We start from the raw sequence: 12,396 nt of genomic DNA, 5'->3' as shown, positions 1-12,396 counted from the left end.
CCTCTTTTGGATGACTGACAGACCGTGCTTGACCTCCCACTCCTCAAGCAATCTGCGCGTTCGATCATCAAGTGCCATACCCGGTCCGTACTCAGGTGAACAAAGCAAAGCGCTGAATGTAACTAACTGTTTACTGGCTTGGGATTGATTTTTTCTAATAACCATACGCCCGCCAAAGAGTGGGCTTTTTCTTTGGAGGCCTCCATGAGTCTGACTTTCGTGAATCACAACGGCGACCCCATCACCGATTCCCGCATGGCCACCATGCGAGCTCAAGGAATGGAGCTCGAACGCCAGCGCCGCCTGACTACCAAGGCGGATCCTGTGTCCGTACACAAGGGCTGGCGCGTCTCAGGTATCGCGCCTGGTCTGCTGGATGAGGCAAAGCAGGCACACGAGCGGCTTTGCCAAATGGCGCAAAAGGCAGGAGGCAAACCGCCGGAGCCGTTTGATGAAACCGCATGGCTGCGCACAGCCAAGCGCACTGCAGTGCGTAGCAAGCCCTACATCCTTCAGGAGGCAGCTCAACAATGCAAGGAGCTGGCCGTCAAGGCGGGATGGCTGGAAGTCCAGTTGATAGAGATCAAAAAGGTAGTCGCCTGAGTTATCAAAAATCTGATCTGCACACAGTGCCACCCGCGAAGACAAGGCTACACATTTGGAACGATTTTCATTCGTGCAACTGAGGCCGCTTTTGATGACTTTTGGCTGCTTTTGTGCTCGTAACAAGAGTTCGGCTGACAGCAATCTATCAGCCTGCGGTGGTGTAATAATTTGTGACAAAAGCGAAAATACGAGCATCGAGATTCCAGATCGCCGTTTAACGCTCAGGGTTGAAATGATTGCTCTTTGATCGGGGAGGCTCTGGTCAGATGTCCGCGAATTACAACTTGTTGGTACTGACACCACCTCTGGCGCTACTGGTTCTTGCTGCCGTCCTGATGGTTGCTTGGTTTAACCAACGATCCCAGCGCTTTCTGTTTTGGCAAGCCTGCGCCTATTCGCTCACGGCACTGCCCCTCGCTGCTCAAACCTTGATTCCCCTTGAGGTGCTCACGCGCTATGCGCTATTGATTGGCAGCATCTATCTGCTGGGAGCCTGGTGTCTTGCGAAGTGCTGGGCGGACAGGTGGCGTGTATCAACGCATCCGCACATTGCACTGCAGATCTCCATCGTCACCTTAGCCGTTGTGTATCACTTCAGCTGGGTGAATCCGATTCCTTGGGTTCGCATCTGTTCCTTCAGTATAGGCTCGGGCTTGGTTCTAATGCTGCCTATCCTGCAGGTCCGCTCAAGGATGAGCTCTTTACACTGGCTCGATAAATTGCTGCTCTGGCTAAGCATCGCATTCACTACCTATACCTTCACTCGGCCCGGTTTGATCTGGCTGCTGGGCTACTCGGATCTTCGGTCATTGCCAAAGTCGCCCTACTGGCTCCTAACGCTGGTGAGCATCTTGAACTTCGCGCTGCTCTTCAGCTTGGTGATGACTGCTATTGCCGCGAAGGAAACGGTAGACAAGCTACGACGTGAGCGAGACCTTGATGCGTTGACCCAGTTGCTGAATCGCCGCTCTTTTCAAGAATATGCCCAGCAGCGCCTCGCTGACATACGGCTCTATCCGATGGCCGTGCTGGCCTGCGATATAGATCACTTCAAGCGCATTAACGACTCCTGGGGCCACAAGCGCGGCGATGAGGTTCTGCAACTGGTTTCAACGACTCTTAAAGACAGCGTGCGGGAGAACGACCTTGTCGCACGGTTCGGCGGGGAAGAGTTTGTGCTTTTGCTGACGGAGATTTCACTGAAAGATGCCGAGGCCATTGCCCTTCGCATCCAGCGCGACCTCCGCTTGAACAATGAAGTTCTCCCATCAGGCTACACGTTGACCCTGAGCTTCGGGATTTCAGCGCTCGACAGCAACACGCCATTAGATCAAGCCCTGCGAGAGGCCGATCGGCTTCTTTACGAAGCCAAAAATGCTGGGCGAGATCGGGTGCACGTATCCGGGGGCAACTATCCGGATATATCCATCGAACTCGATCCCGTTGCAAACCCAAGCTACCACATGCCCTACAGCAAAAGCCCATAGCGCCCTCGCAACGAGCGTTTCACCCGTAATCACCACAGCCCACCACCCGCTTTTTTCATTCCATAGAAAGCGTTCCAGGAATGAAGAAGCGTAATCTATAGGCCGAGTCACCGAGGAGCAGACATGGCGAGCAATGCTTCACAACCCGTACAGGCATATCGCTACGAACTGTTGCCAGAAAATCTTCACGCTGATTGGAAGATCATCGTTGACAGGGTTCGCGCAGCCTATGACAAGAAGCCGGAATCGGCGATACAGCTGGAGAACGCTCGTCAGCACGGGTTCGGCTTTGTACGCGCACTCGTGGCAGCTGGACTTGTCACCGTTGTGGCCAAGACAGACCTGATGGAGCTATTGCTATACCCCAGATCGTCTTGCTGACTACAAGGATCCCCAGTCTATAGACGGCTCGCTGCTTGCCATCGCTTCAGCCGACGTTGGTCAGGACGACCAGTCACTACCTATCCACCCATCACCTGCCCGCCATTGAGCGGGCTTTTTGCTTTCTGGAGACACGAATGCCCCGAGAAATTGCATGCACCGAGGATCGCTTCCTCAAGGATGCGCAAGCGCACCAGATGGAAGTCATGCGCGACGACGGTGTGAACCGTCATTTGCGGTTCAAAGATCCCTCCAGCCGCGCCTACTGGTTCGACATCATCACTTGGCCTGGCACGCTGTGCATTGATGGCGACATGGGAACTTTCGTATTCCGACGCTTGCAGGACATGTTCACGTTCTTTCGCACAGATCAAGAGCACTACAACAAAACAGGCCGCGCTGATCAACTGGCAATCAACCCTGGCTATTGGGACGAGAAGCTGCTCGCACCGGCACCAAGGGATGTCATGGAGTTCAGTGCCGATAGCTTTCGGGAGCATGTCAAAGAGGCATTTGATAGCTGGGTTGAGTGCAGTGAACCCGATGCTGAATACAGCACCCAGGCGGAGCACGACCAATTCAGCGACGACAAGGCAGCGCTTTGGAGCGCTCTGAACGATGAAGTTCTATCGACTGCCGATGATGGCGAAGTACGAGCCTACGACGCTGCCCGCGACTTTCGATGTGATGACGTGCCTGGCTTTCAGATGGATGACTGCTGGGAGTGGAACTGCAAGGAATTCAAATTCCATTTCCTATGGAACTGCTATGCCATCGCGTGGGGAATCAAGGCCTACGACAACGTGAAGCAACAGGCATCAGTCACCTAACCAACACCCCAGCCCGCCGCCGCGGGCTTTTCTCATTCTGGGAGCCACCTATATGCAAGACAAGATCACGATCGCAGATGCACCTGACTGCTTGAACACCAATGACAAGGCTATGTGGGTGCTGGGATATGAAGCGGCTATTGAAGCCCGCGGCCAGTGCCTGCACCAGATTCAGGAGCCAGCCCCTGTGCTGGCAGCGCAGCCCATTGCATGGCCCAAAAATGCGCAGGATGTGCGTGATTTCTTCCGCTCTGATTTCATCACTGCGCAATTTGCAGCAGAAGACCAGACGCCATGCGACGAAGACAGGTATCACATCAGCGCGCATGACTTCTTGAGCGCTGTGAACTGGTGGGCTGACTTTCCTCACATCCCCCGTACCCCAGAGGCAGCGCCCGCAGCCGTGGCAGTTCCTGATGACCGCGCCGCCTTTGAGCGCGAGCTGATTGACAACCATCACTACGTCCCGTCCGACTTCTCTTTTAAAGACGGGTTCTATGGCGGCGACGATGACTACATCCAGTTTGGCTGGGATGTGTGGCAGGCCCGCGCCGCGCTTGACGCCACCCCAGCAGCCGTGCCAGTGGTGTTGCCTGAGCCTGATGCAGCCGTCAGCGAATTGATGCGGCTGGTTGAGATGGCGTCCATCCAAAGGGCATCAACGGCAGTCTTGATTTACACAGGGCAACCAAAAGAGCTATCGGATAAGTCTTCCGCACAGGAGCAGGAAACTGTGAGGTCAATCGAATCCAAGCTGCGCGCCCTGCTGGCTACTGCTACCGGACTTCCCGCGCAGGCGGTGCCCGCCTTCTGCCACGTTGCCTCATTGAAGCTCAAGAGCCTGCAGGAGCGCGGCTACCAGATCACCGGCTACGCGCTGGAGAAGCCCGTGGAAGGTGCGCAGCCAGAACGTGGCTTCATCAACCATGGCGGCTTTGTTGGCTGGTGGTGGGATGGTCAATCACCCCAGGCGCAGGCAGACGCGCGGGATGCGGCACTAGCAGCGAGTGAGCAGGATGCGCTGCGATTGGTGCGCCAAGCCGTGCGCGATTTTCACTATGCACTGGACAACAGGAAGCATGGCGGCGTGGCGGCAGGTGCAGCAATGAATGCAATCGAATTGGCCCTGAATATGTACTGGCAACAGGGCCAGGAGGCTGACAGGCGCGCAAACCAAGCAGCGCAAGGGGGCGAGTGATGTTCTTCGACTTGCCATCAGACAAAACGTGCATCCATCCGGAGCACGACCCGCCGACTGGCCTCTACATCCCACCAGGAAAGGGATACCGCCATGTCTGCCCCGCCTGCAAGACGGTCAAAGACGTTATCCCGCCGGACTACTCCCTCACCCTACCCGATCCAGTCAGGCGGACCGTGGTGCAGGGCTGGAAGCTGGTGCCTGTGGAGCCGACAGAAGCCCAGCTGGCAACTGTTCGCAGCCAGAAAAGCCATCCGTGTGCACCAGATCGCTGGGACTCAAACAACCGGCGTATGTACATGCGAATGCTCGCCGCGGCGCCACTGCCACCAGGGGACGACCCCCAACACCTGACAGACGGCGAAATCATTGCTGCCCAAGAAAGCCTTATCGCGGCCAAAGATGCGCTGTATCGCTCACGTATCGGTCTGCAGTGCTCGCGCTGCAAAAAAGGGACGTACCGCGCTGACGGCAATGGGTACTACGACTTTCACCGCTGTGACAGCTGCCGGCACGTACCCATGTGGGGCAGCGATGGCAATGAATTCGGAATCCAGGAGAAACGAAATGGCCCGTCCATCTAAACGAGAGATCCGCCGCGCTCGCCAAGAGAAGCAGCAAAACCGCAACCCCGAGCCCCGCCACTGAGCGGGGTTCTTTTTTGGAGCAACGCATGAACCCAGCGGTTCTTGATGCCTGCTGCGGCAGTCGAATGATGTGGTTCGACAAAGCAGACCCGCGCGCGGTGTTCGTGGATCAGCGCCGCGAAACCATCACCGTCACTGACAACTCACGCGGCAATGCGACTGGCCAGCGCGTGCTGCGCATCGAGCCCGACTGTCTGATGGACTTTCGCGCTCTGACCTTCCCAGATGGGGCCTTCAAGCTGGTGGCGTTTGATCCGCCTCACCTTGTCCATGCGGGACCGAAATCATGGCTTGGAGCCAAGTACGGAAAGCTAGGACCAGACTGGCGCGAAGACCTGCGCCAAGGCTTTGCCGAGTGCTTCCGCGTGCTGGAGCCAGGTGGGACCTTGGTGTTCAAGTGGAACGAAACGCAGGTGAAAGTGAAAGAAGTCCTAGCCCTGACACCAGAGAAGCCACTGTTCGGTCAAGTCAGCGGCCGCTCGGGAATGACTCACTGGCTCGTTTTCATGAAGCCATGACCCAGGCAACCAGCGCCAGCACCGTGGGCCTGCCAGAAGACAAGGCCTACATAGCCCACCACTTCAACTGCCCTACTTGCTGCGCTGCTGGTCTATCCGGCGGCAAACAGGCGCGCTGCCCCCAAGGCCAAACGCTGTGGGACGCATACAACCGGGCCACTAGCTTCAGCAACTAAGCCAGCAGCACCCTTCATGCACTGCTCCGCGCCGGAATGCTGGACGGCATTAATCACCAGCCCAGTGAGGCTGGCCGCAAATATTTCACCGCACCGAAAGCGAAATCATGACTGCTACAGCTACCCCATTCCCCTTCATTATTCTGTCCAAGGAGGCCGCGGCGAAGGCCTTAACCATTTCCATCACCACTTTTGAAAGCGAAGTGCGCTCCAAGCGATACCCTCCGGCGCGTGAAATCTCACCTGGTCGCATCGGTTGGCTGTATGAAGAGCTGTTGGCTGTGGCTCGTAACCTGCCCGTGTCACACGGACTGCCGCCACGCAACAGCGGTTATGGGCGTGCAGGCAAAGCCAAAGAAGCCAGTTCCTCCAGGCGCTGATCAACCTTGCCGAGCCAGTAAATGCGCTCGGCATCATAGGAGTAGGCGTTGTAAGTGCCTTCGATCTTCTCTGGCATATGGCCCACGATGGCCTCGGCAATCTCCTTGGGGCAGCCTAGCGCGGAGAGCATGGTGCGTGTTGTGCGACGCAAGTTATGAGCACTCCAGTCCGTCACAGGCAAGATCTTTCTCACTCGCCCCTTGCGCTTTGACTTCGGGCTATATGGCTGCAAGTCGTAGAGGTATCCCGAAAAAGTATGGGTGCTATAGCGATTGCCTGTGGCACCCACAAACAAATTGCCTTCATCGTCTGCCTCCCTGCGGCGACGTTGAATTATTTCTCGGGCCCGGCCAAGCAGCGGAACCCGTAAGTCTGTCGCGTCAGGGAAGCGCGCATTCTTGGTCAGCGCCTTCGGGATCGTCCACCACAGGACGCCATCCTTTTCAGCAAGGTGCTCGACATTCATCCCAAAAATCTCAGATCCTCGGGTACCCGTCCACAAATACAGAATGACGGCATCCCTGCCGATCACATGCATATTGGGCAGCCAATTCAGCAGCACACCAATTTCGTCGTCGGTCAAAAAGCGCCTACGCCGGCCGATGTGCTTGCCACCCATCTTCTTCCCCTTGGACAGCAAGCGCCCTTTCTGGACTGATCGCCACCAGTTCGGCGTTTCCCCAGAAATACGGCCTGCGTCTAAGGCATAGTCCCAGGCACCGCCAAACATGGAGCGCAACTTCTGCGCTGCACATGGTGCGTCAATTTTTTTGTCTTCAAGGATTCCAAAGGCGATCTGTCGAGTGACGGAGTCTGCGGGCATGTTGGCGAAATCTGGGTTCGCCTCAAACAATCGCAGAAAGGCACTTTTCGCGGCAGCCAGACCTTCAGGCTTTCGCGAATGGGCCAGGTGCCCGTCCACATAGTCCTGCGCCAGACGCTTCACGCTATAAACAGCCTCTTCCTGGGGAAGCAAAGCCTTTTTGCTCTCTTCTTTGGCCTGCTTACGCTGCTCAACAATATTGACACCCGCCTCACGGTCAGCGCGGTACTTTGTCCATATGCCAAGCGCCTCCTGAATGTTCATCTCAGGCCAAGACCCCAGCTTGACCTGCTTGAGGCGACCGGCAACATCTCGATAGCGATAAGTCCAAGTCTTGGACGATTTAACTGCCACAAGGCGTAGGCCTGGGCATCCCTCAACGGCTAGCACCTCACCGGGTGCAAGCAGCTTGGCTGCGCGAACGTCAAAGTACATAACTTCCTGAGCCCTCGGCCTTAGCCTCAACCAAACCCAATCAAACTCGTCCGTATAGGGAAAAGAGTCAGTATAGGTTTTAGTATAGGTTTTGTGGAATTTATGCAGTTTTCAGAGGGAAACCGCCGTTCTACCATTGAACGACACCCGCGTCTGCGACGAAGCCACGACTGCAGCTGTCTTCGACACGCTCACAGTTCCAGGCTGAGAGCTTGGGCTATCGTACATCAAGGCTGTGTAGCCTCCGTTCAAAATCGGAGCATTTTGGCAATTTTTTGCCTCGGAGTTTCCCCGAAAACAGGGTTTTGAGGACCAGCCTTTCTTCCTCGTTGTTAGGGACACTCCGGTCACGACTGCCTAGCCTCAAATCACATGGGTAAAATTGTGCGGGATCAAAGAGCCTGCATTCAACTGCTGCTCCAAGCGTCGAGCAAAGTCCTGGTCCTGGAGCACGCAAGTCTCGCTACGGGCAAGCAGGTTGCTCTCGTTTTGCGCTTGACCAAGATCTTCAATAATTTCTGTAAATACTGGCCAAGTACTGACCGCCTCTGCCGAATCATGCCGCTTTGCTTCTGCGATTTTTTCCTGCCCGCTGACCGCCGTGCCTTGTCTGAAGCACAGGCGGCTGGACGATGGAAGCCGGCCTGCGGAGCTGCGGCATGACGGAGCAGCAGCTTTATGACCTGGCTCCTGCGCTGGAGTTGATGGCTTTCGGCCTGGTGCTGGCCCTGGGGCCCTTGTGCTGGGTCTGGTGGCGCAGTCGCGGCACCGGCCCCGGCAAACGTCTGCAGGCCCTTTGCGTGCTGACGCTATTCCTGACCTTCGATCTGGTCTTGTTCGGCGCCTTCACACGGCTGACGGACTCGGGCCTGGGTTGCCCGGATTGGCCTGGCTGCTATGGCACGGCCAGCCCTATCGCAGCACATGCCCAGATCTCCGAGGCGCAAGCTGCCATGCCGACCGGCCCGGTCACCCATGGCAAGGCCTGGGTGGAAATGATTCACCGCTATCTGGCGACCACGGTCGGCGTGCTCATCATTGCGATGACGGTCATGAGCTGGAAGCAGGCGCGGGCCGCCAGACGCAAGGGTCAGCACGCGTCTTTCAGCGGCGCGGCCAACCCCTGGTGGCCGACTCTGGCTCTGGTATGGGTCTGCATACAGGGCGCTTTCGGCGCCTTGACGGTCACCATGAAGCTGTTTCCGGCCATCGTCACCCTGCATCTGCTGGGCGGTACCGGTTTGCTGGCCTTGCTGGCCATTCCTGCATCGGGACTGAGCCAGCAGCAGGCCGGTCGCTCTGCGGCCCCGATTGCCGGACGCTTGCGCATCGCGCTATGGCTGTGTCTGGCGCTGCTCATCGTCCAGGTCAGCCTGGGCGGCTGGGTCAGCACCAATTACGCCGTGCTGGCCTGCACGAGCTTCCCTGGCTGCCAGGGCAGTTGGTGGCCGGCCATGAATTTCGCCGAAGCGCTGCAGATCTGGCGCCCGCTGGGCATGCTCAAGGACGGCAGCCACATCAGCTTCGAAGCGCTGACCGCGATCCACTACACCCACAGGCTGGCAGCCTATGTGGTGGTTCTGGCACTGGCCAGCCTGTGGTGGGCATTGCGCCATGCCCCTGCACTGGCCAAGCAGCGCCGGCTGCTGGGATTTTTTGCGGTGCTGCAAGTTCTGACGGGTCTGTCCAACGTGGTGTTGGACTGGCCCCTGGTGGCGGCCGTGCTCCACACCGGTGGAGCCGCGGCCCTGGTAACGATTGTGGTCTGGAGCCTGGCCGTGACGCGTAGCCATGCCGTCACCGCCCCCGACCCTGAAATGGCGCACCGCCCTGCCTGAGGCATAGCGCAAAAGAGTGATTGCATGAGTCAAAGTGAAGCCTTGTTGAACAACACCTCGCGAATCAGCCAGTTCTATGCGCTGACCAAGCCGCGCGTGGTGCAGCTCATCGTGTTCTGCGCCCTGATCGGCATGGTGCTGGCCGTGCCCGGATGGCCCACGGCCAATCAGTGGATACATATGGGCGTCGCCTGCGTCGGCATCTGGCTGGTGGCGGCTGCCGCTGCGGCCTTCAACTGCCTGGTGGAACGTCATATCGATGCCAAGATGAAGCGCACATCATGGCGCCCCACGGCGCGCGGCGAACTATCCAGTCAGCAGGCACTGGCCTTCTCGGCCATTCTCTGCATGATTGGCGCCACGATCTTGCTGGTCTGGACCAATGCGCTGACGATGTGGCTGACACTGGCCACCTTTGTCGGCTATGCGGTGATCTACACCGTGGTTCTCAAGCCCGCCACGCCACAGAACATCGTGATCGGCGGAGCTTCAGGCGCCATGCCACCCGTGCTGGGCTGGGCCGCCATGACGGGCAATGTCGGCCCCGAGGCACTGATTCTGTTCCTCATCATCTTCCTCTGGACCCCTCCCCACTTCTGGGCACTGGCCCTGTACCGCGTGGAGGACTACCGCCAATCCGGCCTGCCCATGCTGCCCGTGACCCATGGCAGCGAATACACACGCCTGCAGATTCTGCTCTACACCGTTGTGCTGTTTGCGGCCGGTCTGCTGCCCTTCATGTACGGCATGAGCAGCTGGCTGTATCTGTTCGCGGCTGTCGTTCTGGGTGCAGGCTTCATCGCCTATGCCGTGGCCCTGTACCGCAATTACTCGGACGAGCTGTCGCGCCGCACATTCCGTTTTTCACTGCTTCACCTGAGCCTGCTGTTTCTCGCCCTGCTCGTGGATCACTACCTGTTCATGGCCTGATCTTTCAAGCCCTGCCATTGCAAAAGCCCGGCTCGCCGGGCTTTTCTACGTCTGTCGGAAAGTGATCTTCCCGTGCGTTCCGAGTCTAGGTTTGAGTGCGGATTCAATGGATCTTGTGCAGCCCTGCCAAACCCCGGGCTCCGTGCCCAGGGCGCAACGTACCGCCGACGGCTCAACGGCGGCCTGGCCGGACACCCACTCTGATCACCCCGATCACCAAAAAAGGCCAGCCCCGACTACAGGGCTGGCCTTGAGCCTGCATCCGGCAGACCTAATCAAGCGTCCATTTACAGACCCTTGAGCAGCTTGCCGTTCACTTCCTTGCCGTACATGGAGTATTGGCCATGGTGCTTTTCGGCCGTGGCCTGCAGATTGCCGTTGAAGCGCGGATCCTGGCCACGCTCCTGGCTGTTGATGAAGGTCGCCACATCCCAGGCTTCCTGATCGCTCAGCGTTGCATTGCCGTAGGGCATGTTGTTCTTGATGAAGTTGGCCGCCTTGTCGATGTCATGCATGCCGGCACCCCAGTTATAGGAGTCCTTGCCCCACAGCGGCGGGAACACGGCCACATCGCCGACAAACTGGCCCTTGCCGTCTGCTGCGTGGCATAGCGCGCACTTGGCTTCATAAACCTTGGCACCGGCTTCATAGGTGGGAGTCTCTTCGGGCTTGCCCGCCTTCTTGAAACCTGCACCGGGCAGCTTCTCGCCCGTGGGGGCCTTCTGTGCCATCCAGTAGGCATAGGACTCCAGTGCCACCAGAACGTCATGACCGTCGTCCGGTGCCTTGCCGTTCATGGAGTACATGAAGCAGCCGCGCACGCGCTCGGCAAAGGTGTCCACATGGTCGGTCTTCTTGCGATAGGCCGGGTACATGGGGTAGGCCCCCCACATGGGGGCTGCGCCCTTCAAGCGACCCGCGTCAAGGTGGCAATTGGTGCAGCTCAGCGGGTTGCCCGAGAAGCCTACGGCATTGACCGGCGTGCGTGTGAAGATCGCTTCGCCACGGCGTACCCACTCGCCCATGGGGCCTTCCGGATAGTCGCTGACGCCGGGAGGTGTGAATTCGCCGGGCTTGGCTGCCACGGTCACGGCCTTGGCGTCTGCAGCAGGCGCAGCCACCTTGGCTGGTTCTTCAGCCTTCTTGGGGCTGCTGATGCTCATGCCATACCAGAGCGCGCCGCCCAGACCGGCGAACAGGCAGGCCACCACCGCGTATTCAGCGAGATTGGAGCTTTTGGAAGCAGTTTGTTGTTTGTCCGACATTGTCAACTCCCGAACTCTTAAGGCTTGGCGGTTGCTGCGGCAGCAGCGGGGTTGTGCAGGCGCTGGTAGTACGCAGCAACGGCCTTGACGTCATCAGCCGTGAGCTTCTTGGCCACAGCCCCCATCAGACCCAGTGGGCCGGCCTCGCGCTGCCCCTTGTTCCAGGCATCGATCTGACTTTGCATATAGTCGGCAGATAGATGGCCGATGGCCGGAAAGTCCTTGCCCACGCCCACGCCACCGGGGCCATGGCACTGCGCACAGGCAGGAATGCCGTCAGCCCAGCGACCACGCTCGACCAACCAGGTACCGCTATCGTCGCTCTTGCCGGGCAAGGCACCACGCACGCTCTTGATAGGCAGTTGCAGGCTGGCGTAATAGACGGCCACATCGGCGCGTTCCTGCTCGCTCAAGGCCTTGGCCATGGGAGCCATGACAGCGGACTGACGGGCTCCAGCCGCCAGCTGGTTCAGCTGACGCTCCAGGTAACCGGCGTGCTGGCCCGCCAGTGCAGGGAAGCCAGGCTGGCCCTCGCCCTTGGCACCATGGCAGGTGACACAGGCAGCCGCACCGCCGGCCGAGCCGGACTGAGCTATCTTTGCACCGGCAGCGACATTGCCGTTCAATGCAGCCTTGGCGGCAGCAGGTTCTTGCGCCCAGGCGCTGGTCGCCATCAGCATGGAAATGCCGACAGCCACCCACGACCGGGGCAGAGTCTTTGTGTTCAAGCGATTCATCTTGGGAATGGAGGTTTAAGCGGCTCAGATCTGCCGCACATCAGGCGTGTGCTGAACGCCGACGTCTGACCTGGAGTGTCACGAGCCAAAGCAGCCCAATGACAGCAAGCACATTGCCCGAAGATACTTATAGAAGATTAAGAG

12 protein-coding genes are annotated in these 12,396 nt (G+C 58.4%); 9 read left to right on the top strand and 3 right to left on the bottom strand.

Going from position 1 to position 12,396, the window contains the following annotated elements:
• Positions 1-204 precede the first annotated feature (204 nt).
• The 7 genes from AAIL66_RS15915 (at position 205) to AAIL66_RS15885 (ending at position 5,667) form a co-directional block, all read left to right on the top strand.
• Positions 205-603, top strand: coding sequence for a hypothetical protein (locus AAIL66_RS15915; RefSeq protein WP_343497180.1), 399 nt, complete (start codon positions 205-207; stop codon positions 601-603).
• Positions 604-872: 269 nt separating this feature from the next.
• Complete coding sequence (locus tag AAIL66_RS15910) at positions 873-2,093, top strand: GGDEF domain-containing protein (protein WP_343497179.1); 1,221 nt, start codon at positions 873-875, stop codon at positions 2,091-2,093.
• 123 nt (positions 2,094-2,216) lie between these two features.
• A complete protein-coding gene (locus tag AAIL66_RS15905; protein ID WP_034380790.1) occupies positions 2,217-2,474 on the top strand; it encodes a hypothetical protein in 258 nt (85 codons plus the stop codon).
• Positions 2,475-2,611: 137 nt separating this feature from the next.
• Positions 2,612-3,304, top strand: coding sequence for a hypothetical protein (locus tag AAIL66_RS15900; protein WP_046462749.1), 693 nt, complete (start codon positions 2,612-2,614; stop codon positions 3,302-3,304).
• 52 nt (positions 3,305-3,356) lie between these two features.
• Positions 3,357-4,502 carry a hypothetical protein gene (locus tag AAIL66_RS15895; protein WP_059439664.1) on the top strand — a complete coding sequence of 382 codons (1,146 nt, stop codon included), beginning with the start codon at positions 3,357-3,359 and terminating at the stop codon, positions 4,500-4,502.
• Positions 4,502-5,086 carry a hypothetical protein gene (locus AAIL66_RS15890; RefSeq protein ID WP_059439665.1) on the top strand — a complete coding sequence of 195 codons (585 nt, stop codon included), beginning with the start codon at positions 4,502-4,504 and terminating at the stop codon, positions 5,084-5,086. Before AAIL66_RS15895 ends, AAIL66_RS15890 begins: the two co-directional genes overlap by 1 nt.
• An 89-nt stretch (positions 5,087-5,175) precedes the next feature.
• On the top strand, positions 5,176-5,667 hold the full coding sequence (locus tag AAIL66_RS15885; protein ID WP_059439666.1) for a class I SAM-dependent methyltransferase: 492 nt from the start codon (positions 5,176-5,178) through the stop codon (positions 5,665-5,667).
• A gap of 507 nt (positions 5,668-6,174) precedes the next feature.
• Here the strand turns inward: AAIL66_RS15885 and AAIL66_RS15880 are convergent.
• Entirely contained in the window at positions 6,175-7,482 is a 1,308-nt protein-coding gene (locus tag AAIL66_RS15880; protein WP_059439668.1) for an integrase family protein, read from the bottom strand.
• A gap of 659 nt (positions 7,483-8,141) precedes the next feature.
• On the opposite strand from AAIL66_RS15880, the gene AAIL66_RS15875 reads away from it, so the two are divergent.
• Both AAIL66_RS15875 and cyoE read left to right on the top strand, forming a co-directional pair.
• Positions 8,142-9,320, top strand: a complete 1,179-nt coding sequence (locus tag AAIL66_RS15875) for a COX15/CtaA family protein (RefSeq protein ID WP_054075137.1) — start codon at positions 8,142-8,144, stop codon at positions 9,318-9,320.
• A gap of 24 nt (positions 9,321-9,344) precedes the next feature.
• Positions 9,345-10,250 carry a heme o synthase gene (gene cyoE, locus AAIL66_RS15870; RefSeq protein WP_003062379.1) on the top strand — a complete coding sequence of 302 codons (906 nt, stop codon included), beginning with the start codon at positions 9,345-9,347 and terminating at the stop codon, positions 10,248-10,250.
• A gap of 287 nt (positions 10,251-10,537) precedes the next feature.
• On the opposite strand, the gene AAIL66_RS15865 is transcribed toward cyoE, so the two are convergent.
• On the bottom strand, positions 10,538-11,515 hold the full coding sequence (locus AAIL66_RS15865; RefSeq protein WP_012838687.1) for a c-type cytochrome: 978 nt from the start codon (positions 11,513-11,515) through the stop codon (positions 10,538-10,540).
• A gap of 17 nt (positions 11,516-11,532) precedes the next feature.
• Positions 11,533-12,252, bottom strand: coding sequence for a c-type cytochrome (locus tag AAIL66_RS15860; protein ID WP_343497178.1), 720 nt, complete (start codon positions 12,250-12,252; stop codon positions 11,533-11,535).
• Between the last annotated feature and the right edge of the window lie 144 nt (positions 12,253-12,396).

The organism is Comamonas sp. F1-6 (assembly GCF_039581415.1).
Taxonomy (GTDB): domain Bacteria; phylum Pseudomonadota; class Gammaproteobacteria; order Burkholderiales; family Burkholderiaceae_C; genus Comamonas; species Comamonas thiooxydans.
The sequence above is the reverse complement of the archived record's forward strand: the minus strand, read 5'-3'. Positions and strand labels throughout refer to the sequence as shown.

Bases quoted from the DNA above. Each gene is read 5' to 3' on its own strand.
- AAIL66_RS15915 (WP_343497180.1), top strand. From the start codon at position 205: ATGAGTCTGACTTTCGTGAATCACAACGGCGACCCCATCACCGATTCC.
- AAIL66_RS15910 (WP_343497179.1), top strand. From the start codon at position 873: ATGTCCGCGAATTACAACTTGTTGGTACTGACACCACCTCTGGCGCTA.
- AAIL66_RS15905 (WP_034380790.1), top strand. From the start codon at position 2,217: ATGGCGAGCAATGCTTCACAACCCGTACAGGCATATCGCTACGAACTG.
- AAIL66_RS15900 (WP_046462749.1), top strand. From the start codon at position 2,612: ATGCCCCGAGAAATTGCATGCACCGAGGATCGCTTCCTCAAGGATGCG.
- AAIL66_RS15895 (WP_059439664.1), top strand. From the start codon at position 3,357: ATGCAAGACAAGATCACGATCGCAGATGCACCTGACTGCTTGAACACC.
- AAIL66_RS15890 (WP_059439665.1), top strand. From the start codon at position 4,502: ATGTTCTTCGACTTGCCATCAGACAAAACGTGCATCCATCCGGAGCAC.
- AAIL66_RS15885 (WP_059439666.1), top strand. From the start codon at position 5,176: ATGAACCCAGCGGTTCTTGATGCCTGCTGCGGCAGTCGAATGATGTGG.
- AAIL66_RS15880 (WP_059439668.1), bottom strand. From the start codon at position 7,482: ATGTACTTTGACGTTCGCGCAGCCAAGCTGCTTGCACCCGGTGAGGTG.
- AAIL66_RS15875 (WP_054075137.1), top strand. From the start codon at position 8,142: ATGACGGAGCAGCAGCTTTATGACCTGGCTCCTGCGCTGGAGTTGATG.
- cyoE (WP_003062379.1), top strand. From the start codon at position 9,345: ATGAGTCAAAGTGAAGCCTTGTTGAACAACACCTCGCGAATCAGCCAG.
- AAIL66_RS15865 (WP_012838687.1), bottom strand. From the start codon at position 11,515: ATGTCGGACAAACAACAAACTGCTTCCAAAAGCTCCAATCTCGCTGAA.
- AAIL66_RS15860 (WP_343497178.1), bottom strand. From the start codon at position 12,252: ATGAATCGCTTGAACACAAAGACTCTGCCCCGGTCGTGGGTGGCTGTC.